The 24,458-nt window shown below is 65.2% G+C and carries 23 protein-coding genes; 19 read left to right on the plus strand and 4 right to left on the minus strand.

Features of this window, described 5'->3' with window-relative positions:
* The first annotated feature begins 14 nt into the window (after positions 1–14).
* The 13 genes from murC to ACNEOT_RS22325 all read left to right on the plus strand — a co-directional run bounded on the left by murC (position 15) and on the right by ACNEOT_RS22325 (position 13,776).
* Positions 15–1,517, plus strand: coding sequence for a UDP-N-acetylmuramate--L-alanine ligase (gene murC / locus ACNEOT_RS22265; protein WP_415976901.1), 1,503 nt, complete (start codon positions 15–17; stop codon positions 1,515–1,517).
* Positions 1,514–2,308 carry a cell division protein FtsQ/DivIB gene (locus tag ACNEOT_RS22270; protein ID WP_415976785.1) on the plus strand — a complete coding sequence of 265 codons (795 nt, stop codon included), beginning with the start codon at positions 1,514–1,516 and terminating at the stop codon, positions 2,306–2,308. Before murC ends, ACNEOT_RS22270 begins: the two co-directional genes overlap by 4 nt.
* 170 nt (positions 2,309–2,478) lie before the next feature.
* Positions 2,479–3,744: a cell division protein FtsZ gene (gene ftsZ / locus ACNEOT_RS22275; RefSeq protein WP_415976786.1), complete on the plus strand. Its 1,266-nt coding sequence runs from the start codon at positions 2,479–2,481 to the stop codon at positions 3,742–3,744.
* Entirely contained in the window at positions 3,741–4,490 is a 750-nt protein-coding gene (pgeF, locus tag ACNEOT_RS22280; protein ID WP_415976787.1) for a peptidoglycan editing factor PgeF, read from the plus strand. Before ftsZ ends, pgeF begins: the two co-directional genes overlap by 4 nt.
* Before the next feature lie 19 nt (positions 4,491–4,509).
* Complete coding sequence (locus tag ACNEOT_RS22285) at positions 4,510–5,265, plus strand: YggS family pyridoxal phosphate-dependent enzyme (RefSeq protein ID WP_415976788.1); 756 nt, start codon at positions 4,510–4,512, stop codon at positions 5,263–5,265.
* 83 nt (positions 5,266–5,348) lie between these two features.
* Positions 5,349–5,996, plus strand: coding sequence for a cell division protein SepF (locus tag ACNEOT_RS22290; RefSeq protein WP_032394380.1), 648 nt, complete (start codon positions 5,349–5,351; stop codon positions 5,994–5,996).
* Positions 5,997–6,078: 82 nt separating this feature from the next.
* Positions 6,079–6,366 carry a YggT family protein gene (locus ACNEOT_RS22295; RefSeq protein ID WP_415976789.1) on the plus strand — a complete coding sequence of 96 codons (288 nt, stop codon included), beginning with the start codon at positions 6,079–6,081 and terminating at the stop codon, positions 6,364–6,366.
* 159 nt (positions 6,367–6,525) lie between these two features.
* Positions 6,526–7,377 carry a DivIVA domain-containing protein gene (locus tag ACNEOT_RS22300; RefSeq protein WP_415976790.1) on the plus strand — a complete coding sequence of 284 codons (852 nt, stop codon included), beginning with the start codon at positions 6,526–6,528 and terminating at the stop codon, positions 7,375–7,377.
* Positions 7,378–7,456: 79 nt separating this feature from the next.
* Positions 7,457–7,633: a hypothetical protein gene (locus ACNEOT_RS22305; RefSeq protein ID WP_415976791.1), complete on the plus strand. Its 177-nt coding sequence runs from the start codon at positions 7,457–7,459 to the stop codon at positions 7,631–7,633.
* A gap of 290 nt (positions 7,634–7,923) precedes the next feature.
* Complete coding sequence (gene ileS, locus ACNEOT_RS22310) at positions 7,924–11,079, plus strand: isoleucine--tRNA ligase (protein ID WP_415976792.1); 3,156 nt, start codon at positions 7,924–7,926, stop codon at positions 11,077–11,079.
* The gene (locus ACNEOT_RS22315) at positions 11,076–11,726 is read left to right on the plus strand and encodes a peptide deformylase (RefSeq protein ID WP_415976793.1); all 651 of its coding nucleotides are present in this window, start codon (positions 11,076–11,078) and stop codon (positions 11,724–11,726) included. The genes ileS and ACNEOT_RS22315 overlap by 4 nt, the downstream gene beginning before the upstream one ends.
* Before the next feature lie 2 nt (positions 11,727–11,728).
* Entirely contained in the window at positions 11,729–13,087 is a 1,359-nt protein-coding gene (locus ACNEOT_RS22320) for a DNA polymerase IV (RefSeq protein WP_415976794.1), read from the plus strand.
* Positions 13,088–13,260: 173 nt separating this feature from the next.
* On the plus strand, positions 13,261–13,776 hold the full coding sequence (locus ACNEOT_RS22325) for a hypothetical protein (RefSeq protein ID WP_415976795.1): 516 nt from the start codon (positions 13,261–13,263) through the stop codon (positions 13,774–13,776).
* 98 nt (positions 13,777–13,874) lie between these two features.
* On the opposite strand, the gene ACNEOT_RS22330 is transcribed toward ACNEOT_RS22325, so the two are convergent.
* Complete coding sequence (locus ACNEOT_RS22330) at positions 13,875–14,621, minus strand: hypothetical protein (RefSeq protein ID WP_415976796.1); 747 nt, start codon at positions 14,619–14,621, stop codon at positions 13,875–13,877.
* Entirely contained in the window at positions 14,618–15,571 is a 954-nt protein-coding gene (locus ACNEOT_RS22335) for a hypothetical protein (protein ID WP_415976797.1), read from the minus strand. The genes ACNEOT_RS22330 and ACNEOT_RS22335 overlap by 4 nt, the downstream gene beginning before the upstream one ends.
* Positions 15,572–15,755: 184 nt before the next feature.
* Between ACNEOT_RS22335 and lspA the strand changes: the two genes are divergently transcribed.
* The 4 genes from lspA to dnaE all read left to right on the plus strand — a co-directional run bounded on the left by lspA (position 15,756) and on the right by dnaE (position 21,577).
* Complete coding sequence (lspA, locus tag ACNEOT_RS22340; protein ID WP_415976903.1) at positions 15,756–16,307, plus strand: signal peptidase II; 552 nt, start codon at positions 15,756–15,758, stop codon at positions 16,305–16,307.
* On the plus strand, positions 16,304–17,230 hold the full coding sequence (locus ACNEOT_RS22345) for an RluA family pseudouridine synthase (protein ID WP_032394372.1): 927 nt from the start codon (positions 16,304–16,306) through the stop codon (positions 17,228–17,230). The genes lspA and ACNEOT_RS22345 overlap by 4 nt, the downstream gene beginning before the upstream one ends.
* On the plus strand, positions 17,230–17,895 hold the full coding sequence (locus ACNEOT_RS22350; RefSeq protein ID WP_415976905.1) for a hypothetical protein: 666 nt from the start codon (positions 17,230–17,232) through the stop codon (positions 17,893–17,895). The genes ACNEOT_RS22345 and ACNEOT_RS22350 overlap by 1 nt, the downstream gene beginning before the upstream one ends.
* Positions 17,896–18,040: 145 nt before the next feature.
* Entirely contained in the window at positions 18,041–21,577 is a 3,537-nt protein-coding gene (dnaE, locus tag ACNEOT_RS22355; RefSeq protein WP_415976798.1) for a DNA polymerase III subunit alpha, read from the plus strand.
* Here dnaE and ACNEOT_RS22360 read toward each other — a convergent pair.
* Positions 21,548–21,832, minus strand: coding sequence for a hypothetical protein (locus ACNEOT_RS22360; RefSeq protein ID WP_415976799.1), 285 nt, complete (start codon positions 21,830–21,832; stop codon positions 21,548–21,550). The two genes, dnaE and ACNEOT_RS22360, sit on opposite strands and share 30 nt — an antisense overlap.
* Positions 21,833–21,998: 166 nt before the next feature.
* On the opposite strand from ACNEOT_RS22360, the gene ACNEOT_RS22365 reads away from it, so the two are divergent.
* Positions 21,999–22,433: a nitroreductase family deazaflavin-dependent oxidoreductase gene (locus ACNEOT_RS22365; RefSeq protein WP_415976800.1), complete on the plus strand. Its 435-nt coding sequence runs from the start codon at positions 21,999–22,001 to the stop codon at positions 22,431–22,433.
* A gap of 70 nt (positions 22,434–22,503) precedes the next feature.
* The gene (gene ilvA / locus ACNEOT_RS22370) at positions 22,504–23,859 is read left to right on the plus strand and encodes a threonine ammonia-lyase IlvA (RefSeq protein ID WP_415976801.1); all 1,356 of its coding nucleotides are present in this window, start codon (positions 22,504–22,506) and stop codon (positions 23,857–23,859) included.
* A gap of 21 nt (positions 23,860–23,880) precedes the next feature.
* Here the strand turns inward: ilvA and ACNEOT_RS22375 are convergent, their stop codons facing one another.
* The gene (locus tag ACNEOT_RS22375) at positions 23,881–24,405 is read right to left on the minus strand and encodes a TetR/AcrR family transcriptional regulator (protein ID WP_415976802.1); all 525 of its coding nucleotides are present in this window, start codon (positions 24,403–24,405) and stop codon (positions 23,881–23,883) included.
* Positions 24,406–24,458 lie beyond the last annotated feature (53 nt).

Genomic DNA, 24,458 nt, shown 5'->3' on the forward strand with positions numbered 1-24,458 from the left:
CAACTGAGGGTGCGATGTCGGATCTGCCGACGGAGCTCGAACGAGTACACATGGTGGGAATCGGTGGTGCCGGAATGTCCGGCATCGCACGCATCCTGCTCGCTCGCGGGGGACAGGTGTCGGGTTCGGACGCCAAGGAATCGCGTGGTGTGCTCGCTCTGCGCGCACGCGGGGCTCAGGTTCGTATCGGTCACGACGCCGGTGCCCTCGACATGATCGACGGCGGACCCACCGTCGTGGTGACGACCCACGCCGCCATTCCCAAGACCAACCCCGAGCTCGTCGAAGCGCGTGAACGCGGAATTCCGGTGGTTCTGCGACCGGCGGTGCTGTCCTCCCTCATGCAGGGCTATCGCACGTTGCTGGTCTCGGGCACCCACGGCAAGACGTCCACGACCTCGATGTTGGTCGTCGCCCTGCAGCACTGCGGCTTCGATCCGTCCTTCGCGGTCGGGGGAGAGCTGAACGAGGCCGGAACCAACGCCCACCACGGCAGCGGTGACGTGTTCGTGGCCGAGGCCGACGAGAGCGACGGCTCGCTGCTGCAGTACACGGCCGACGTCATCATCGTGACCAATATCGAGGCCGATCACCTGGACCACTTCGGCACCACCGAGGCCTACGTGCAGGTGTTCGACGATTTCGCAGCCCTCCTCGGCCCCGGCGGTGTGTTGGTGGCCTGCATGGACGACCCGGGTTCGGCGGCCCTGGCGCGCCGCGTGGTCGAGCGCAATCTGCCCGGGGTGAAAGTTCTGGGGTACGGGTCCTCGGACGTCGACGCGGGGCCGGTCGAGATGGCCGTGCGGCTACTGGCGTGGGAGCCCGAGGACATCGGTGGCGTCGCACAGTTGCAGATCGCGGGCGAGGACGCAGCGCGCACGGTTCGGCTCGGTGTGCCAGGCCGCCATACCGCGCTCAACGCGCTGGCGGCGTTCGTCGCCGCTCGCCAGGTCGGTGCAGGAGTCGACGAGTTGCTGGCCGGCCTCACCGGCTTCGGCGGAGTGCATCGGCGTTTCCAGTTCACCGGCCGCGAGCACGGCGTCCGGGTGTTCGACGATTACGCGCACCACCCCACCGAGGTGCGTGCGGTGTTGACGGCGGCGCAGGCTCTCGTGGCGGGCCAGGACAGTACGGGTGACACACGGGGGCGGGTGGTGGTGGTGTTCCAGCCGCACCTGTACTCCCGTACTGCGACGTTCGCCGAGGAGTTCGGTGCTGCGTTGTCGTTGGCCGACGAGATCGTGGTGCTCGACGTCTACGGCGCACGCGAGGAGCCGCTCCCCGGTGTGACGGGTGCGTTGGTTGCCGCGTCGGTGACCAAGCCGGTGAACTATCAGCCGGATCTGTCGTTGGTGGCCAAGCAGGTCGCCCATCTGAGCCTGCCCGGCGACGTGGTCATCACCATGGGTGCCGGTGACGTGACGATGCTCGGCGGGCCGATTCTCGACGCGCTTCGCTCGAAGACCGATTTCGGTGCGACCGGCCGCGGAGTACCGAAGGATCGGCCGTCGACGTGAGTCGCCGCTCCGATCGAGTTCGTTCTTCGAGGTCGGGAACAGCTGCAGCACAGAATGATTCGTCTTCCGCGGTCACCGACAAGCAGGCGCGTGCGCTGGCTCGGGAAGAAGAACGTGCCCGGGTGAGGCGGTCGCGGCGCAAGGCCGTGCTCATCGTGCTCGCCGTCGTCGTCGCAGTGGTGGGATCGGCTGCGCTGGTGTACTTCACGCCGTTGCTGTCCGTTCGGACCATCTCCGTGGCGGGTGCGTCGTCGGTGTCCGAGGAGGAAATTCTCGACCGGCTCGATGTCCCCGCCGGCCTTCCGTTGGTTCGGGTGGACACGGCGGCCGCGGCGCAACGGGTGGCAAGTATTCCGGCGCTGGCAACTGTGCGTGTGCAACGTAAGTACCCCTCGACCGTGCAGGTGACCGTCGAGGAGCGAGTTCCGGTGGCGTTCTTCGATTCTCCGGACGGCACCCATCTGCTCGACTCCACCGGGGTCGATTTCGCGATCGCGCCGCCACCGCCCGGGGTGGTGCGCCTCGTGACCGACAACCCGGTCTTCGGCGATACGGTGACGAAAGATGCTCTCGCGGTGCTGGATACACTGCCACCGCTGCTGCGCGATCAGGTCGGGGAACTGCGGGCGAGCACGCTGTCCGACATCTCGGTTCTGTTGCTCGACGGTCGCACCGTGGTGTGGGGTAGCAAGGAGAATTCCGAACGCAAGGCCGCGGTGGCGATCGCATTGCTGTCCCAACCCGGGCAGATCTTCGATGTGTCGAGTCCGGATCTGCCCACCACGAAATAGTTTCGGCGCGTGACGCGAATTTCTGGCGTGGCGTCGGCGCGCCTAATGGCGATAGTCGTCGGTGATGAATAGCGTTTCGACCAGTTCAGTACTTGACATAACTCTAAGCCTGTGGTTCAGGTTGAGGGTTTTCCACATTTCACGCAACAATCCACGGAAGGCGAGAGCCCATGACGCCCCCGCACAACTACCTCGCCGTAATCAAGGTCGTCGGCATCGGCGGCGGCGGCGTGAACGCGGTCAACCGCATGATCGAACAGGGACTCAAGGGAGTCGAGTTCATCGCGGTCAACACCGACGCTCAGGCCTTGCTGATGAGTGACGCAGACGTCAAGCTCGACGTGGGCCGCGAACTGACTCGCGGACTCGGCGCAGGTGCCGATCCCGAGGTCGGCCGTCGCGCAGCCGACGATCACAAGGACGAGATCGAAGAGGTGCTCAAGGGTGCCGACATGGTGTTCGTCACCGCAGGCGAAGGTGGCGGCACCGGTACCGGTGGCGCACCCGTCGTCGCGAACATCGCCCGCAAGCTCGGGGCGCTGACCGTCGGTGTCGTCACCCGGCCGTTCTCGTTCGAGGGCAAGCGTCGCGGCGGGCAGGCCGACACCGGGATCCAGCAGCTCCGTGAGTCGTGCGACACGCTCATCGTCATCCCCAACGACCGGCTGCTTCAGCTCGGCGACGCTGCCGTCAGCCTCATGGATGCGTTCCGCAGTGCCGACGAAGTGCTGCTCAACGGCGTCCAGGGCATCACCGACCTGATCACCACCCCGGGCCTGATCAACGTCGACTTCGCCGACGTCAAGGGCGTCATGTCCGGCGCAGGCAGCGCGTTGATGGGTATCGGTTCCTCCCGCGGCGAGGGTCGCGCGATCAAAGCTGCCGAATCGGCGATCAACTCGCCGCTGCTCGAAGCCTCGATGGAAGGTGCACGCGGTGTGCTGCTGTCCATCGCCGGTGGATCGGACCTCGGTCTGTTCGAGATCAACGAGGCGGCATCGCTGGTACAGGAAGCCGCACACATCGACGCCAACATCATCTTCGGAACCGTCATCGACGATTCGCTCGGCGACGAAGTCCGCGTGACCGTCATCGCCGCCGGATTCGACGGCGGAACTCCCACGCGTCGCCCGGTCGAGGCGGCCACGTCCACTCGCGGCCCCATCGGATCGGCCCGTTCGGGAGAGGTGTCCTCGCGTTCGAGCGACAGTTCCGACGGTGCCGTGTTCCGTGACCCGGTGAGCGCACCGAGCGGTAGCAGTCTGCCGCCGCTCAATTCGTCGAGTTCGTCCAACCGCGAATCGTCGAGTCGCGAATCCGGCGGTGGTCAAGGCCGTGACTCGGGTCGCGATTCCGTCGGTTCGGGTCGGCGTGTTCCGGTCGCCGAGGACGACGGCGAAGACGAAGTCGATGTGCCGTCCTTCATGCGGCGGTGACCGACACCTCTTCCGCCGGTCCGTTTCGTGTCCGACGCGTCTCGACGACGCGCGACGGTGGCGTATCGGCACCGCCGTTCGACACGTTCAATCTCGGTGATCACGTCGGCGACGACCCCGCTGCGGTTAAGGCGAATCGTCGACGCCTCGGCGAGCGGCTGGGTATGGGCCTGGAACGGCTCGTTTTCATGGAGCAGGTCCATGGGCGCACCGTCACGGTGGTCGATGGTCCGGTGTCGCAGCCGGTCGCGATGACCGATGCGTTGGTGACGACGCGGCGCGACCTCGGCCTGGTGGTCTTGACGGCCGATTGTGTGCCGGTCCTGCTCTCCGACGAGGAGGCCGGGGTGATCGCGGCTGTGCACGCGGGCCGGGTCGGTGCCCGCATCGGCATCGTTCCCAGGGTGTTGGCTGCGATGGTCGAGCTCGGGGCGGTTCCGGCGCGCATCGGTGCGTTTCTCGGTCCGGCCGCGAGCGGTCGCCAGTACGAGGTGCCCGCGCACATGCGGGCCGACGTTGACAAACATCTCCCCGGAAGCGCGACCACGACGGTTCGCAACACGCCTGGGCTCGACATCCCGGCGGGCATTCGTGCTCAGCTGCTCGCCGCAGGAGTGTCCGCAGTGGCTCAGGATCCGCGATGCACCATCGAGGACAGAACCCTGTTCAGTCACCGTCGCGAAGGCTCGACCGGCCGAATCGCCAGTGTCGTGTGGATGGACAGCGCCTCGCCGGGTGATCGGTGAATCGGCAGAGAAGGTAGTCATGAACGAACCAACAGACCGGACTCCGGAATCCGAGCGGGCGCTCGAGATCGAGACGGCGTTGACGGCGGTGCGCGAGCGCCTGCACCGAGCGTGCGTCGATGCAGGCCGGTCGCCCGCAGACGTCGCTCTGCTGCCGGTGACCAAGTTCTTTCCCGCCTCGGACGTGCGAATTCTCTACCACCTGGGGTGCCGAGACTTCGGAGAGTCCAGGGAGCAGGATGCGTCGCCGAAGGTCGCCGAGACGGCCGAGGAGTTCCGGAGCGAGCCGCCTCGGTGGCACATGATCGGACACCTGCAGCGAAACAAGGCGAAGTCCGTGGCCGCGTGGGCGCATTCCATACATTCCGTGGACAGTGCGCGGTTGGTGGCCGCGCTGTCGAAGGCAACGACGGTGGCGCTGGACGAGGGTGTCCGTCAGGCCGAGCTCGACGTGATCGTCCAGGTCAGTCTCGACGGCGATGTGCACCGCGGCGGCGTCGAACGTGGCGAACTGCACGAGCTGGCGGACGCCGTGTCGGATGCGTCCGGGTTGCGTCTGGCCGGGCTGATGGCGGTACCACCTCTCGACGCCGATGCGGACGCCGCGTTCGCCGACCTCGAGAGCCTTCACCGTCGTCTGATGCTCGATCACCCGGACGCGCGTGAGTTGTCCGCGGGTATGACCGGAGACCTGGAAGCTGCTGTGCGGCACGGATCGACGTGCGTGCGTGTCGGTACCGCAATACTCGGCGCGCGGCCGATAACCTCGCAATAACAGTCCATGGATCACATCAGTCACAACAGACACTTGCGAACCTGGAGATGGACAGTAGACACACCGCCACGGAAGGCAGAACGATGAGCACCCTGCACAAGTTCAAGGCGTACTTCGGCATGGTTCCGCTCGCCGACTACGAGGACGACTACCTCGACGATCCGGACACGCGACGCAGCTCCCGTGGTGGTCGCGACAGCTACGACGACATCGACGAGCGCGAGTTCGTGAAGCCGTCGTTCGGTGGATCTCGGCACGCACAGGTCGAGGACGACTACGACGATTACGAAGCACCACGACCGGCGGCCACCCTGGCCCCGATCGGTGGTCGAGGCCGTGGCGCGGCACCGACCACACGAGGCGCAGCAACACGGGGAGCGTTGGCCATGGACACTCGCATGGACGTACGTGCGGAGACCCGACGCAGCCCGATCGTGGACGACGGTGGCCCGTTGTCGAAGATCACCACGCTGCGGCCACGGGACTACAGCGAGGCCCGCACGATCGGTGAGCGCTTCCGCGACGGCACCCCGGTCATCATGGACCTGGTGGAGATGAGCAACGCAGACGCCAAGCGTCTCGTCGATTTCGCGGCTGGTCTGGCATTCGCCCTGCGCGGATCCTTCGACAAGGTGGCAACCAAGGTGTTTCTGCTCTCGCCCGCCGACGTCGACGTCTCGCCGCAGGAGCGCAGGCGGATCGCGGAGACCGGCTTCTACAGTCAGCAGTGAGAGTTTCACCCTCCCGGGCGGCACGACGGGCCCGTGACCAGCGCGCTTTGCTCAGCTCGGTGAATTCAGGCAGAGTATAACCGTGCTCGTGTTCACGGTGATCAACATCGTATTGTTTCTTTTTTGGCTCCTTCTCATCGGTCGAATCATCGTCGAGTTCATCAGAACTTTCGCGCGAGATTGGCACCCGACCGGGGTGGTCGTCATCATCCTCGAGGCGATCTTCACGGTGACCGACCCGCCGGTGAAGTTTCTGCGCAAGATAATTCCGCCGCTCAACCTCGGTGGAGTACGACTGGATCTGTCCATCATGGTCCTGCTGTTCGTCGTCTTCATTGCGTGGAATGTGACCAGCAGTCTCGCGGCCTGAGGCCGTGTACGAAATGTTAGAACGCGGGACCCGCGCAAGCTGCGTGTCCTGTGTGACAGAATGGACGCCAGTTACAGTTTGATTGTTCTGCACTCGCGCGGAATGGCATATAACTGAATGCTTGCTCTACCGCCCCAAGACGCGTGAAGGGATCCTTCCATGCCGCTGACTCCAGCTGATGTGCACAACGTTGCGTTCAGCAAGCCGCCCATCGGTAAGCGCGGATACAACGAAGACGAGGTCGATGCTTTTCTCGACCTCGTCGAGCAAGAGTTGTCGCGACTGATCGAAGAGAACGCCGACCTGAGGCAGCGAGTCGGTGAACTCGATCAGGAGCTTGCGGATGCCAAGAGCTCTGTGCGCCAGAACCCGCAGTCCGCTCCGGTAGCGGCACCGAAGGCCGAACCACAGCGTCCGGTCGAGCCTCCCAAGCCGGCACCCGTTGTCCAGCAGCCTGCACCGGTAGCGCCCGTAGCGGCGGCACCGCAGCAGAGCGGCGACTCCAACATGCAGGCCGCGAAGATTCTCGGTCTCGCGCAGGAGATGGCCGATCGTCTCACCGGTGATGCCAAGTCCGAGTCCGAGCAGCTGCTCGGGAACGCCCGGACCAATGCCGAGCGGTTGGTGTCGGATGCACGCACGCGTTCCGAGTCGATGATGTCCGAGGCTCGGCAGAAGTCCGAGTCGTTGCTGTCCGACGCTCAGACTCGTTCCGAGACTCAGCTGCGTCAGGCCAAGGAGAAGGCCGACGCCCTGCAGGCGGATGCCGAGCGCAAGCACACCGAGATCATGGCGACGATCAATCAGCAGCGATCCGTCCTCGAAGGTCGCATCGAACAGCTCAAGACGTTCGAGCGCGAATACCGGGTGCGGCTCAAGTCCTACCTCGAATCGCAACTCGAAGAGCTCGAGAATCGTTCCTCGGCGCTGCCGGTGGACAACGGCCAGGACAACTTCGGCCAGGACAATCAGTCGTCCGGGTACAGCCAGTCGTACGCCAAGGGCAACTGACGCACCACCGTGTGCCGACGCTGCCGATCACGGCAGCGTCGGAGTCGGTTGTCGCGTCGGATGGTGAGCGAGGAATCTCGTGTTGGTTCTGACTCTCGGCGCAGCAGCGATCGGCTTCGGCTTCCTGGTTCTGGCCTTGATGACGGGCTCCGTCGTCTGGGCGTGGGCCTGCATCATAGTGTGTGTGGTCGGGGCAATTCTGTTGCTGATCGGCGCACTCACCGGTCGACGACCGCCGCCCGAGCTCGACAGGTAGCATCACGACCAGCAGACATGCAATATCGAGCGTCGATCCGGCCATCACCGGGGAGCTTTCGGAAGAACGACGGTCGATGCGAAGCACCCAGGTGTTTCGGATCTGCCGTTCAGTAGAACCGAACGGGTGAGCCCGTCACAGCTCATGTGGAGTGGCTCGCTCCGGCGGCGGGGTCGTCGGGCGAGCAAGCGGGGTGGTACCGCGGTATCGGGTGTACAGATCGCCCGGATGTCGTCCCCGTGCCAACTGACGCCGCGTTTCGTACGCGGCCGGCACGGAGGAGCGAACACATGACAGATGCAAGCGCACGTCCGACCACGGGCTCGTACCCGTTGGTCGACCTGGCCGAAGGTCGATCGGGCAGCGTCCCGTTTCCCGATCTCGAACGCATCGTTCTGGACGAGTGGGCGCAGGACGGAACCTTCCGGGCCAGCATCGACAATCGAGCCGACGCCGAAGAGTTCGTCTTCTACGACGGCCCGCCCTTCGCGAACGGTCTGCCGCACTACGGCCACCTGCTCACCGGGTACGTCAAGGACCTCGTCCCACGTTTCCAGACCATGCGCGGCAAGAAGGTCGAGCGGCGCTTCGGTTGGGACTGCCACGGTCTGCCCGCAGAGCTCGAGGCGGAGAAGCAGCTCGGCATCAAGGACAAGTCCGAGATCGACGAGATGGGCCTCGCGAAGTTCAACGCCTACTGCAAGCAATCGGTCCTCCAATACACCGACGAGTGGCGGGATTACGTCACCCGGCAGGCGCGTTGGGTCGACTTCGACAACGACTACAAGACCCTCGACGTCGATTTCATGGAGTCGGTCATGTGGGCGTTCAAGACGCTGCACGACAAAGGTCTGATCTACCAGGGCTACCGCGTGCTGCCCTACAGCTGGTACGAGCAGACACCGCTGTCCAATCAGGAGACCCGCCTGGACGACGCGTACAAGATGCGCCAAGATCCCGCGGTCACCGTCACGATGCCGTTGACTGCTCCCGGCTCGCCCCTGGACGGAGCGAACGCGCTGATCTGGACCACCACCCCGTGGACCCTTCCGTCGAACCTGGCGATCGCGGTGCACCCCGAGGTGCAGTACGTGCAGGTCCGCGGCACCGATGGTGAGCGTTACGTGCTTGCAGCTGCACGTCTTTCGCACTACGCGAAGGAATTGGGGGAGGAACCCGAGGTGCTCTCGGAGCACACCGGCGCAGAATTGGTCGGACTCGGCTACGCACCGCCCTACGACTTCTTCCTCGGTCACGAGAACGCACACCGCGTCCTGCAGGCCGATTACGTCACCACCGATTCGGGTACCGGAATCGTCCACCTCGCACCGGCTTTCGGTGAGGAGGACATGGACGTCGCCACCGCGAACGGCATCGAGGTGGTGCAACCGCTCGACGCCGGTGGCAAGTTCACCTCGTTGGTGCCGCCGTACGAGGGCCTGATGGTGTTCGACGCCAATCCGGTGATCATCAAGGATCTCAAGGCATCCGGTCGTTTGCTGCGGCACGAGACCATCGAGCACTCGTACCCACACAGCTGGCGCAGTGGCCAGCCGCTGATCTACATGGCAGTGCCGTCGTGGTTCGTCGCCGTCACCAAGTTCCGCGATCGGATGGTCGAGCTCAACCAGGAGATCACCTGGGTGCCCGAGCACATCAAGGACGGCCAGTTCGGCAAGTGGCTCGAAGGTGCCCGCGATTGGAACATCAGTCGAAACCGCTACTGGGGCAGTCCGATCCCGGCGTGGACGTCCGACGACCCGGCATATCCGCGCCTGGATGTCTACGGCAGCCTGGACGAGCTCGAGCGTGATTTCGGTGTGCGACCGACCGATCTGCACCGCCCGTACATCGACGAGTTGACGCGTCCCAACCCGGACGACCCGACCGGCAAGTCCACGATGCGTCGCGTCCCCGAGGTCTTGGACTGCTGGTTCGAGTCGGGCTCGATGCCGTATGCGCAGGTGCATTTCCCGTTCGAGAACGAGGAATGGTTCAACGGCACAGCAGAAACGGCAGGGCACAACCCGGGCGACTTCATCGTCGAGTACAACGGGCAGACCCGCGGCTGGTTCTACACCCTGCACGTGCTCGCCACTGCGCTCTTCGATCGCCCGGCGTTCAAGACCGTTGCCGCACACGGCATCGTGCTCGGTGACGACGGCTTGAAGATGAGCAAGTCGAAGGGGAACTACCCGGACGTCAAGGAGGTCTTCGACCGCGACGGCTCCGACGCCATGCGGTGGTTCCTGATGTCCTCGCCGATCCTGCGCGGCGGCAACCTCATCGTCACCGAGCAGGGCATCCGCGAGGGCGTACGCCAGGCGTTGCTGCCGATCTGGAATGCCTGGAGCTTCCTGCAGCTCTACGCGTCCGAGCCCGGGCAGTGGCGAACCGATTCGCCGCACGTGCTCGATCGCTACGTGCTGGCCAAGCTGTCGGCCACCCGCGATGCCATCACCGATGCGCTCGAGGGCAACGACATCGCCGGTGCGTGCGACGAACTGCGCACGTTCTGTGATGCACTCACCAATTGGTATGTGCGACGGTCTCGTTCGCGGTTCTGGAGCGAGGACGCCGACGCGATCGACACCCTGCACACGGTGCTCGAGGTGCTCTCTCGCATCGCCGCTCCGCTGTTGCCGCTCATCAGCGAAGTGGTGTGGCGCGGATTGACCGGTGGCCGCTCGGTGCACCTGACGGATTGGCCGGAGGAAGGCGAACTGCCGTCCGATCCCGAGTTGGTCGAGAGCATGGACGAGGTCCGCACGGTGTGCTCCACCGTGCTGGGTCTGCGTAAGGCGCAGAACCTGCGAGTGCGGCTGCCGCTGCCCGAGGTGACGGTCGCTGCCGCCGATGCGGAACGACTGCGCCCGTTCGTGGACATCATCTCCGACGAGGTCAACGTCAAGAAGGTCGATCTGACCGAGGACGTTGCCGTACACGGCAAGTTCGAGCTCGTCGTCAACGCCCGCGCCGCGGGACCACGGATCGGCAAGGACGTCCAGAAGGTCATCAAGGCCGTCAAGGCAGGCGACTGGTCCGAGGACGCAGACGGGGTCGTGAGCGCCGCAGGCATCGCGTTGCTGCCCGAGGAGTACACCCGCAAACTCGTTGCAGCCGAACCGGAGTCGACGGCGCCGTTGCCCGGAAATTCGGGACTGGTGGTGCTCGATTCGGCAGTCACCGAAGAACTCGAAGCGGAGGGCTGGGCCAAGGACCGAATCCGCGAGCTGCAGGACGCCCGTCGCAATCACGGATTCGACGTCTCGGACCGGATCGACATCGTCATCGACGTCCCCGAGCATCGGCAGGCGTGGCTGGACACCCATCGCGATCTGATTGCCGGCGAGGTGCTCGCACTCTCGCTCGTCGACGGACGCGTCGGCGACGACGGCAGCGATCTCGGTGAGGGAGTTCGGGCAGTGATCACCAAATCGTCGTGATCGACGACCGCCAGGTTACGGTCGACGCCGTCCGTGAGCTTCTCGGCGGAGCTCACGGCGGTGTCGTGCCCATCGTCACCGCAGGCAACCCGGTGTTGCGGTCCAGGGCTGCACGCTACGACGGGCAGCTCGATTCGCGGACGTTGGCAGAGTTGATCGAGGTGATGCGGGCGACGATGCACGACGCACCCGGTGTCGGTCTGGCCGCGCCACAGATCGGCATCCCGTTGCAGATCGCGGTCGTGGAGGATCTGTTCGACGTCGGCGAGGCTGTCACCCACGCACGGGAGCGCACGCCGCTTCCGTTCCGGGTGCTGATCAACCCCCGGTACACCCCGGTCGGGTCGCGGACTGCGGGGTTCTACGAAGGGTGCCTCAGCGTTCCCGGCTATCAGGCCGTCGTGACGCGAGCGGCCGAGGTTCGGCTCGAGTGCACCGACGAGACCGGCCGAGAGATCGACGAGGTGACCGTCGGTTGGCCGGCCAGGATCGTGGCCCACGAGACCGATCACCTCGCCGGAAGGCTGTACATCGACTCCGCGCATACTCGATCGCTGACGACGACCGAGAACTACGGTGAGCTGTGGTCGGATCCGACACCCGAACGCGCTGCTCAGGCGCTCGGCTTCGCCGTCGACCCTCGCTGACCGTGCCGAACATCGCCGACGACACTCTGCGGAGTCGCCGATGGGTGCTGCACCTGGACATGGACGCGTTCTTCGCCTCCGCCGAACAGTTGACTCGACCCACGTTGCGGGGCCGCCCGGTGCTGGTCGGCGGCGCGGGTGGACGAGGAGTGGTGGCCGGGTGCAGCTACCAGGCCCGCGCGTTCGGTGCGCGGTCGGCGATGCCGATGCATCAGGCTCGTCGACTCGTCGGGGCAGGGGCGGTGGTACTGCCGCCGCGGTTCGTTCTCTACTCGGAGCTGAGCCGGCGGGCGTTCGAGGCCCTGCGCGGCCGGATGCCCGTCCTCGAGCAACTGTCGATCGACGAGGCGTTCGGCGAGCCACTCGAATTGGCCGGAGCGACGGTGGCCGAGGTCGAGCAGTTCTGCGCCGGCCTACGCGCGCTGATACTCGCCGAGACGGGGCTCGTCGCCTCGATCGGTGCCGGATCGGGAAAACAGATTGCCAAGATCGCGTCGGGACTCGCCAAGCCCGACGGCATCACCGTGGTCGCCCCTGGAATTCAGGCCGAATTGATGGCGGCCCTGCCGGTGCGAAAGTTGTGGGGGATCGGGCCGGTGGCGGGAGAGCGGTTGCGGCGCTTGGGTATCGACACCATCGGCAAGTTCGTGGCCACACCCGAATCGGAGGTGGCGTCGATCCTCGGGGCCACGATGGGACCGAGCCTGCACCAGTTGGCCCGCGGAATCGACAATCGAGTTGTGGCCGAGCGCGCCGAGGCCAAGCAGGTCAGCGCCGAGACGACGTTCGCGCAGGATCTGATCTCCCTCGCACAGCTGCGTCCTGCCATCGAGTCGATCGTCGACTCGACGCATCGTCGGCTGCTGAAGGACGGCCGCGGTGCCAGGACGGTGGTCCTCAAACTGCGCAAGTCGGACATGAGCATCATCACCCGATCGGCAACGCTGCCGTACGCGACGGTGGACAAGCAGACCATCGTGGCCACCGCGCAGCGACTGGCCGTCGATCCGGTCGACGTCGGCCCGATTCGGCTGGTCGGAGTCGGCTTGGCCGGGTTGTCGGCGGTGCGGCAGGGATCGCTGTTTCCCGAGCTCGAATACGAGCCGGTTGCCGACGCGACGGAGGAGTCGCCTGCACCGATCGAGGCCGCGTCGGACGTCGTCGTACCGGACGGTCCGCGCTGGCAACCGGGGATGGACGTCCGGCATCCCGAGTTCGGTCACGGCTGGGTGCAGGGCGCAGGCCACTCGGTGGTGACCGTGCGATTCGAGACCCGCACCACCGGGCCGGGAACGGCGCGTACCTTCGCCGAGTCGGACGAGAACCTGGTGGTGGGTGACGTTCTCGACAGCCTGAAGTGAGTTGTGGTGGGCCTGAGGAAACTCTGTGAGGTTTCACAGGTATGCGTTACGCGTTGTGACTCCATGTACCCGAACTGACATAGTGGAGCCCGAGTCCGAGGCGATCCATTCTCGGACGACCGACGAGTGACAAGACAGATCTACCGTGACCGAAGAGTGAAAAGGACAAGCACTTGAAGCTTCGTAACACCCGACGGACGATGGTTGCCGGCTTCGCCATCGCCGCCGCACTGACCATGACCGCCTGCGGCTCCGAGGAGGGTGGCACGACGACCACGACGACGTCGGCCGTCACCACCTCGGCCTCGGCCCCCGCACCCGAGGGTGGTGCCTACCCGCCGGCACCCACCGTCGAGGAGCTCAACACTCAGCTCATGCGTGGACTCGATCCCAACGTGCCGGTCGAGGAGAAGGCAGCGTTGATCCAGGGCGCGTCCGAGGATCCCGATCTGATCAACCAGGTCGCCGCCGCCGCAGTGGCGAACAATGCACAGATCGAGATCACCAGCATCGACGATCTCGGTACCGGCGTCCTCAATGCCGGCATCACGATCACGCTCAACGGACAGGCCAACCCCGGCACCTTCCAGTTCGTCCCGGAAGACGGCGTCTGGAAGCTCTCCAAGGAGAACGCCTGCGGCATCGTCTCGCTCGCGCAGCTGACCAGCCCGGCGTGCCCCGCACCCTGAGTCCTGCCGATCGTTCCTGAAAAAACGAAGAACTGCCGGTGACACGTCCCCTCGGGGATATGTCACCGGCAGTTCTTCGTTGCCCGGATCGGTGCGGATCACATGTTCGGCGTCACCGATCGAATGCGCTCGACGGCCTTCTCGGCGACAGCGGTGACGGTCTCGGGTTCGAGTCCGCTCTGATCCGAGACCACGATCTGCGCGACAGTCGAGTCGACCACGGCCACCACCACGTCGGACACCAACGTGAATCCTGCGCTGCCGGTGGTGACGCGCACCGAGGTGGATGCATCGCCGATAGGGGACTGCTCCCGGCCTGCGACCGCATAGTCGACCTTCACTCCGTCCGCATCCGTGCCGCTGAACGTCGTGCACCGGGCCCACGCCTGCTGAATCGCTGCAAAGGCTTCGGCGGTCCCCGTGCCGGAGTAGCTGGCCGCATCCTCGTCGATCGAGGAGAAGTTGGGTCCGGAGAAGCGGGCCACTGCCGACGCCACTGCACCGTCGCGCTGCTCCGAGATCGGTGCCAGCACGGACGCGCATTCGGCCGGGTCGGTACTGGACTTGTCGGGTGCGTCGTACTCCGGTGCCGGGTCGAGCCCGAGATCCTGGACCGGGTCGGGGATCGAGGAGAACCCGCCCGGAAGGTCGCCGAGCCCCAACATTGCTGCGGCCAGAACCCCGGAGTCGGAGATGGGGGCACCGCGCAGGGGATCGGGAGCGGCGACGGCGCTGGGAACGGGCACCGGGGTCTGTGCCGGTTCGTCTGCGCTGCATCCGGCTGCGGTGACGCCGACAAGCGCCAGTGCAAAGACCGCTCTGGTCTGCGCGCCGGCCGGTGTCATCGGGCACCCCAGGTGGTCGAGTCTCCGACCGTCTGGCGGAGCACGGTCGTGCTGTCGGGGTCGGTGTACATCTGCTCTCCTCCCGCGCTGATGGATCCGGCGACGGGAAGCGGCTGGTTCAGATCGATGTCGAGGGTTCCCGAGCCGGTGAACGTGTAGGACGCGATGTTCAGCGTGCCGGAGTTGTCGGGCAGGTTCCATGTCGTCGATTCGGGCGACTGGGTGATGGCGATGTCCAGGCTCGCCCGGTCACCGTCGAGTGCCCGCAGGGTGACGGTGGTGCGCTGGTTCAGAGTGATGCCGCTGAGCACTTGTTGGTCGACGGTCCACACCGCTCCCACTCCTACTTCGGCGTCGGGAAAGTCTATGGAGCGGTACACCGCGGCGTTCAACGATCGTTCGATCGCGGCGCGGGCGGTATCGAGCGCCGCCTCGGCCGGCGTGATGTGCAGTGCGGTGATCGCTCCGGAGTCGGTGCTCGCAAGCCGCGCCGTCGAGCCCTCGGATGCCGAGAGTGCGTCGGTCAGTCCTTCGTCGGGAGACGTCGCTGCTCCGATGGTCAGCTCGACCGAACGTGTTGCGCCGGTCGCGGCGTCGTCGTCCGGCACGGTATCGGACGTCGACGCGGACAGGGGCACGGTCAGTTCGGGACTGGAGAAGTCCTGCAGCGCACCGTTGTTGATCTGCTGCTGGACGGTGGAAGTGGTGGTGAGATCGATGTTCTGCTCGTCCTGCCCGTCCGTGTCGAAGGCGAGCACGCGCCGCGGCTCGGTGCCTGCGTCGACGACGGTGGTGGTCGTCGGAGTCACGGCGATCGTCACCTCGTTCGAGGACGCGGCCTGCTCGGGCGCGGGGTCGGCGTCGGTACTCGAACATCCGGCGACGAGAACCACACAGCATGCAGCGAGAAAACCGGAGCGGACGGTGCGGATGCGATGGGTCGACTTCACGGGCACCAGGCTACTGACACCGCCCGCAGTGATCGGTAGTGCGCGGTGATCGGCAGTGAGCGGCACGGATGAGGACCAGCCGACTCCGATGCGCCATGATGGACAGGTGAGTGAAGACCGCACCGACGATCCGCCGGCCGAGACGAGTGATGTTTCGGCACCGCACGAGACCGCGGACTCGCAGGTGACCGATACCGACAGCGCCTCGAATGGACCGGTGAAGCCTCTCAAGACCCGGCTGCTGATAGCGATTGCGTCCGTCATCCTGCTGTTCGATCTCGTGACGAAGATTCTGGTCGTCCATTTCGTGAAGCCCGGCAACCCGATCGAGATTGTCGGAGACGTGGTCACGTTGCGGTTGGTACGCAACCCCGGTGCGGCGTTCTCCATGGCCACCGGGATGACGTGGCTGCTGACGGTCGTGGCTGTGGCCGTCGTCATCGGAGTGATCAAGATCGGCCGGACGCTGCGCTCGCCGTGGTGGGCGCTGGGATTGGGTCTGGTTCTCGGCGGCGCTCTCGGCAACCTGATCGACCGCTTCTTCCGTGCACCGGGGCCGTTCCAGGGCCATGTCGTCGACTTCGTGTCGGTGGGCTGGTGGCCGGTGTTCAACGTGGCCGACTCGTCCATCGTCTGTGGTGCGATCCTGCTCGTGGTGCTGAGCCTGTTCGGTTTCGAGCCGAACGGCGAACGGGTGACGAAGTCGAAGTCCGACGCCGGCGAGGCCGACACGTGAGGGAATCACGCTCGATGCCGGTGCCCGACGGTCTGGACGGAATGCGGGTCGACGCCGGTCTCGCTCGGTTGCTGGGACTCTCGCGTACCGTCGCTGCGACCCTGGCCGAGGAGGGCTCCGTTCTGGTCGATCACGGTGCCGTCGGCAAGTCCGATCGGCTGGCTGCGGGCTCATGGCTCGAAGTGACGCTGCCCGAGCCGGCCCGTGAGCTGACGATCGAGGCGGAGCCGGTCGAGGGGATGGAGATCCTCTACGCGGACGACGACATCGTTGCCGTGGACAAGCCTGTCGGCGTCGCTGCCCATGCCAGTGTGGGTTGGACCGGTCCGACGGTCATCGGCGGTCTCGCGGCGGCAGGTTTCCGGATTTCGACCTCCGGCGCGCACGAGCGGCAGGGCATCGTGCACCGCCTCGACGTGGGAACGTCCGGGGTGATGGTGGTCGCCACGTCCGAGCGGGCATACACCGTCCTCAAGCGGGCGTTCAAGGCGCGGACCATCGACAAGCGCTATCACGCATTGGTGCAGGGCCATCCGGATCCGAGCAGCGGAACCATCGATGCTCCGATCGGTCGTCACGGCAGCAACGACTGGAAGTTCGCCGTCCGTGCCGACGGCAAGCCCAGCGTCACCCACTACGACACGGTCGAAGCGTTCCAGGCGGCGAGTCTGCTGGACGTGCATCTGGAAACCGGCCGTACGCACCAGATTCGGGTGCACTTCTCGGCTCTGCGGCATCCGTGCTGCGGGGATCTGACCTACGGCGCCGATCCGCGGCTGGCCGAACGGTTGGGTCTGGAACGGCAGTGGCTGCACGCTCGGTCGCTCGGCTTCGCGCATCCGTCCGACGGCCGCTGGGTCGAGATCGAGAGCAAGTATCCGGCCGACCTCGAGCATGCACTCGAGGTGCTTCGGAAGGCGTGATGCGCAGCAGGGGAGTCTCCGGCGTGGTCGGCGGTGTCCTCGTTGCTGCCCTTGTCGTCGGGGTGCTCGCCGTCATCGGGTACCTGAATCCGGTACGACAGCTGGGCGTGAGCACCGACCGGCTCGGCCCGGACAGCGGCGAGCAGGTGATCGACTATGTGGCCCGCGCCGAGGCGAGCCTGCGCACCGACAACCCTGAAACCCGGTGGGCATCGGTGTCGTTCGATCGTGAACTCACTGCCGAACAGGCCTACGAGGTCGCTGGTGGTGTTCGTATCTCGCAGGTGCTGCTGCGTGTTCCGCTCGATCGCGTGCAGACTCCGATAGTGACCGTCGGCGTGTCGGGCAGCGAACGGTCGGTACTGAATTCGACTGCGCGTGCAGCGAGCCTGCTGGAGGAATCGCTCGGGGCGTCGGACCGGCAGGCACAGATCGCCGCAGTGTCGCAGCGCCGGTTGCTCGACGGGTGTGCGTGTGTGGTGACCGTGGTGATGCGCGGAACCCCGGTCGAGTTGACCGACGTGGCAAGCCGCGCCGATGTGCGGGCGGTGCAGGCACTTCCGCCGGATGCGGTGTCCGGGAAATTCGCCGTCGAACCGCTGCTGCCGGAGCACGTCGATGTCGTCGCACCGTTGCCCGACGACGGTCCCGTGCCGATCGCATGATGTCTTTTCGTCGCTTCCGTCACACCTGTCACGTCGTCCCAGGACACACCGGCAGCTACGAAAATTCTGTCGGTCCCACCGCCTACAGTGAGTACGTTCGCGGCTCGTATTTTCGATAACGCACGACCTTCAGGAGAGAACCTTCGTGGCCGATTCGTTCGTTCATCTGCACAACCACACCGAATATTCGATGCTCGACGGCGCCGCCAAGATCGGGGCGATGTTCGCCGAGGCGGCGCGGTTGGAGATGACGGCAGTCGGCATGACCGACCACGGCAACATGTACGGGGCCAGTGAGTTCTACAACGAGGCCAAGAAGGCCGGCATCAAGCCGATCATTGGCATCGAGGCCTACATCGCCCCGGAGTCCAGGTTCAACAAGAAGCGCGTGCTGTGGGGCGATCGGAGCCAGAAGTCCGACGACGTCTCCGGTAGCGGTGCGTACACGCACATGACGATGGTCGCCGAGAACGCCACCGGCGTCCGAAATCTCTTCAAACTGTCGTCGCTGGCGTCGATCGAGGGCCAGCTGGGCAAGTGGGCCCGGATGGACGAGGAGATCATCGCCTCGCATGCCGAGGGCATCATCGCCACCACCGGCTGCCCGTCCGGAGAAGTGCAGACGCGGCTGCGACTCGGCCAGGAACGCGAGGCGCTGGAGGCTGCTGCCAAGTGGCAGGAGATCTGGGGACCGGAGAACTTCTTCCTGGAATTGATGGATCACGGCCTGTCCATCGAGCGACGCGTCCGCGAGGGCCTGCTCGATATCGGCAAGAAGCTGTCGATCCCGCCCCTGGCCACCAACGACTGCCATTACGTCACCAAGGACGCGGCCGAGAACCACGAGGCGCTGCTGTGCATCCAGACCGGTAAGACGCTCAGCGATCCCACTCGCTTCAAGTTCGACGGCGACGGCTACTACCTCAAGTCGGCCGCCGAGATGCGCGCACTCTGGGACGACCAGGTCCCCGGTGCCTGCGACAGCACGCTGCTGATCGCCGAGCGAGTCCAGCCATACGACGAGGTGTGGGCGCACCGTGACCGGATGCCGATCTTCCCCGTGCCCGAGGGCCACACCCAGGGCACCTGGTTGCGTCACGAGGTCATGACCGGTCTCGATCGTCGGTTCCCCGACGGCCCTGCCGAGGACTACCTGGCACGGGCCGAGTACGAGATCAAGGTCATCCTCGAAATGGGCTTTCCGGCCTACTTTCTCGTGGTCGGCGACCTGATCAACCATGCCAAGGCTGTCGGCATCCGTGTCGGCCCCGGCCGAGGATCTGCTGCCGGATCGTTGGTCGCCTACGCCATGGGCATCACCAACATCGATCCGCTGCCGCACGGTCTGCTGTTCGAGCGATTCCTCAACCCCGAGCGTGTGTCGATGCCCGATATCGACATCGACTTCGACGATCGTCGCCGCGGCGAGATGGTGCGCTACGCCACCGAGAAGTGGGGCAGCGATCGCGTCGCGCAGGTGATCACGTTCGGCACCATCAAGACCAAGGCCGCCATCAAGGACTCCGCGCGAGTGCAGTTCGGGCAGCCCGGCTTCGGCATCGCCGATCAGATCACCAAGGCGCTGCCGCCGCCCATCATGGCCAAGGACATCTCGGTTGCCGGAATCACCGACCCCTCGCACGAGCGCTACAAGGAAGCCGTCGAGGTTCGAGCGCTGATCGACTCCAACCCGGACGTCGCGACCATCTACAAGACGGCCAAGGGCCTCGAGGGCCTGATCCGCAACGCGGGCGTGCACGCCTGCGCGGTCATCATGTCCTCCGAGCCGCTCACCGACGCCATCCCGGTGTGGAAGCGCGCGCAGGACGGCGCGATCATCACCGGCTGGGACTACCCGTCGTGCGAGGCCATCGGCCTGCTCAAGATGGACTTCCTCGGTCTGCGCAACCTCACCGTCATCGGTGACGCCATCGACAACATCAAGGCCAACCGCGGGATCGAGATCGACCTCGACGCGTTGCCGCTCGACGATCCGGCGACCTTCGACTTGCTCTCCCGCGGAGATACTCTCGGTGTCTTCCAGCTCGACGGCAGCGCGATGCGAGACCTGCTGCGTCGCATGCAGCCCACCGGTTTCGAGGACATCGTCGCCGTCCTCGCCCTGTACCGCCCCGGTCCGATGGGCATGAACTCGCACAACGACTACGCCGACCGCAAGAACGGTAGGCAAGAGGTCAAGCCGATTCACCCGGAGCTCGAGGAGCCGCTGAAGGTGATTCTCGGTGAGACGTACGGCCTGGTGGTCTACCAGGAGCAGATCATGCAGCTGGCGCAGAAGGTCGCCGGCTACACCCTCGGCCAGGCCGACCTGCTGCGTCGCGCGATGGGTAAGAAGAAGCTCTCCGAGCTCGAGAAGGCCTACGCCGGGTTCCGGCAGGGCATGTTGGACAACGACTTCTCCGAGGCGGCCATCAAGGCGCTGTGGGACACCGTGCTGCCCTTCGCCGGCTACGCGTTCAACAAGTCTCACTCCGCCGGTTACGGTCTGGTGTCGTACTGGACGGCGTATCTCAAGGCCAACTACCCGGCCGAGTACATGGCCGGTCTGCTCACCAGTGTCGGCGACGACAAGGACAAGGCCGCGATCTACCTGGCGGACTGCCGCAAGCTCGGCATCACGGTGCTTCCGCCGGACGTCAACGAGTCCGAACTCAACTTCGCGTCGGTGGGCAAGGACATCCGATTCGGTCTCGGTGCCGTGCGCAACGTCGGCACCAACGTGGTCGCCTCGATCATCAGGGCGCGATCGGAGAAGTCCAAGTACACCGATTTCTCGGACTACCTCGGCAAGATCGACGCGATCGCGTGCAGCAAGAAGGTCACCGAATCTCTCATCAAGGCAGGCGCTTTCGATTCACTCGATCATCCCCGCAAGGGTCTGATGTTGATCCATGCCGATGCGATCGATGCGGTGATGGGCACCAAGAAGGCCGAGGCGATCGGGCAGTTCGACCTGTTCGGTGGCGAGGATGCCGACGAGTCCATCTCCGCGGTGTTCAACGTGCGCGTGCCGGACGAGGAATGGGAATCCAAGCATCGGCTCGCACTCGAGCGCGAGATGCTCGGTCTGTACGTCTCGGGCCACCCGCTCCTGGGCGTCGAGCACATGTTGGCTGCGAAGTCCGATTGCAACATCCCCACCATTCTCGAGGGTGACATCAAGGACGGCACCCAGGTCACCGTCGGCGGAATTCTGGCCTCGGTGAATCGGCGGATCAACAAGAACGGTCTGACGTGGGCGTCGGCTCAGCTCGAGGATTTGGCCGGTGGTATCGAGGTGCTGTTCTTCCCGCAGGCGTACTCGGTGTTCGGTGCCGACGTCACCGAGGACTCGGTGGTACTCGTCAAGGGCCGTGTGTCGGTGCGTGACGACCGAATCTCGTTGATTGCCAACGATCTTGCGGTGCCGGATCTGTCCGCGATCGGTATCGACAAGCCTTTGGCAGTGAGCCTGCCGACTCGGCTGTGCACGGCAGACAAGGTCGGTGCCCTCAAGCGGGTGCTGTCGAGCCATCCGGGAACGTCGGACGTACATCTGCGGTTGGTCAGTGGCGACAAGATCACCACGATGAAGCTGGACGACAGCCTGCGCGTCACGCCGACGTCGGCGTTGATGGGAGACCTGAAGGCGCTACTGGGGCCCGGCTGCCTGACGGGCTGATGTCTGCCCGCCCCACACGCGACCGGCGGATCCCAGTTCGGTCAGGCGCAGCGTCCACCAGGCCACGACGGTGATCGCTGCGCCGCCGAGGACCGCCGCCTGCAAGGAACCAGCGATGACAAGGGTCGCGGCGAACACGATAACTCCGAGGGTGAGGGCTTCGAGTTTGTAGACGGGCCACGCGACGCCTGCTACATCCGCACTGCGTAGGGCTACGGCGGATCGATCGTTCACCCGCGTGCTCGTGAAGGTCATCGTGTTCTCCTCTGCTGCCACACCGACCGTCCGCGGGTTCGGCTCTCCGCTGGCGGAAGTTCAGACTACACCCGCAAAAGATTCGGGCCACCGAACTTGTGGCGCGGGCCTGGGAATTTCGGCGATCTCGTGGCGTCGCGGCGGCAGAAGGTGTTGACTGAAAATCATGCCATTGACAGGAGAATACGAACCGAGTTCATCCGACTGGGCCCGTGAGCAGGCCGAACTGTACGAGAATTCCGGCGGAACCGAGGGCACCTCGCTCAACGGAATGCCGGTCGTGCTGTTGACGACCAAGGGCAACAAGAGCGGCAAGCTGCGCAAGTCGCCGCTGATGAAGGTCGAACACGACGGTGAATATGCCATCGTCGCCTCGCTGGGAGGCGCTCCCAAGCACCCCGTCTGGTACCACAACGTCAAGGCTGAGCCGCTCGTCGAGTTGCAGGACGGGACCGAGAAGCACGACTACATCGCACGTGAAGTGACCGGCGACGAGAAGGCTGTGTGGTGGGAACGGTCCGTCGCCGCTTACCCCGATTACGCGGAGTACCAGAAGAAGACCGACCGCGAGATACCGGTCTTCGTGCTCTCACGCGCCTGAATCGCCTCTTGCCCGGCCGTGGAACGGTCCCGGATGGGGAACCGTTCCACGCTGGTGGCAGCATGTGCTGGTGTCTTCATCCCCTGAACTCGCTTCCCAGCACCCATCGCCGGTAGCCGTCACCGCTGCCGACATCGATGACGCTGCGGTGCGAATTTCTTCGGTGGTTGCGGCAACCCCTCTGCAGCTGTGCGAGCGACTGTCTGCGGAGACGGGCGCGCAGGTGTACCTCAAGCGCGAGGATCTGCAGATCGTGCGGTCGTACAAGATCCGCGGCGCGTACAACCTGATGGATCAGCTGACGGAGGAAGAACGCGCGGTGGGCGTGGTGACGGCCAGCGCCGGAAACCATGCGCAGGGTGTCGCGTTCGCGTGTCGCTCGATGCAGGTGCGCGGCCGCATCTACGTTCCTGCGAACACGCCGAAGCAGAAGCGCGACCGTATCCGGGTGCACGGCGGAGAGTTCGTGGATCTCATCGTCATCGGCGACACGTTCGACGCTGCCGCCGCTGCCGCGGCGGAGGATGTCGCCCGTACCGGGGCCACGATGGTGCCGCCGTTCGACGATCCGCGCACCGTGGCCGGTCAGGGCACCATCGCGAAGGAGATCGTCGAGCAGCTCGGCGGTGCACCCGATGTCGTTGTGATGCCCGTGGGCGGCGGCGGATGCATCGCGGGCATCTCGAGCTATCTGCGCGAACGCGCGCCGCAGACGTCGCTGGTGGGTGTCGAACCGTCCGGAGCTGCGTCGATGACCGCTGCGCTGATCGCCGGTGGTCCGGTGACGCTCTCCGACATCGATCCGTTCGTCGATGGAGCAGCCGTCCGCCGCATCGGGGACGTTCCGTACGCCGCGCTGCAGTCGCTCGGGGCGAGGGTGGTCTCGCACGCCTCGTTGCCACTGCTCACCGCGCCGGTGTTCGACAGCTCCGGCCCCGGGGCGTTCCTCGTCACCCAGATCGACGAGGGTGCGATCTGCACTGCGATGCTGGCGCTATACCAGAACGAGGGCGTCATCGCCGAGCCCGCAGGAGCGCTTGCGGTCGCTGCGCTCGAGCACCTCGACATCGCGCCGGGCAGTACCGTCGTGTGCCTGGTCTCGGGGGGCAACAACGACGTCTCGCGCTACGGGGAGATCCTCGAGCGATCTCTGGTTCATCTGGGACTCAAGCAGTACTTCCTGGTCGACTTCCCGCAGGAACCAGGGGCGCTTCGCCGCTTCCTCGACGAGGTGCTCGGCCCCGAGGACGACATCACGCTGTTCGAGTACGTCAAGCGGAACAACCGCGAGACCGGTGCCGCGCTGGTCGGCATCGAGCTCGGGGCAGCGAGTGGGCTCGGTCCGCTCCTCGAACGCATGAGGGATTCGCACCTGCAGGTCGAACAACTCGAACCGGGCTCCCCGGTGTACCGCTATCTGACCTGAGCCCGACAACCTCGGCAAAATTTACCGGCCGAGCAGGCGATCGACGACCCGTTTGTGCAGTTCTGGGTCGACCGGTGGCAGGTCGAGCACGGCACCGAGGTAGATCCCGTCACCGACGAGCCGGATGATCTCGGCTTGGACCGGATCGTCTATCTCGGTTCGCAGGCCCTCGTCCCATTGCTGCATCATGTCGACGACCGCGTCCTGCACCTCGCCCGAGTTCCCGTCCACACTGCGCAGTGCCGCCAGGGTCGAGCGATACAACTCGATTTCCTTTTCGGAGATGCTGTCCGGCGGTTGGAGATACCACTCCGCGACCGACGTACCGCCCGCCGCGGCGTCGCTGCGCTGCTGATCGGCCTGTACTGCGAGTCGTCGGACCATGGCAGCGACCAATGCATCCTTGGTCTTGAAGTGATAGAGCAAACCGCCCTTCGACACTCCGGCGGCTGCGGCGACGCCGTCCAGGGTCACTTTCGTCATGCCGTGTTCGAGGAGTACCGATTCGAGTGCGTCGAGTATTCGGTCGCGGGTGTCCGATGACATGAAACTCACTTTACCGGCTGGACGGTTCGCGGTACGCTCGATCACTGTACCGG

Origin of the sequence: Rhodococcus sp. 077-4 (genome assembly GCF_047782425.1) — a bacterium.
GTDB lineage: Bacteria > Actinomycetota > Actinomycetes > Mycobacteriales > Mycobacteriaceae > Rhodococcoides.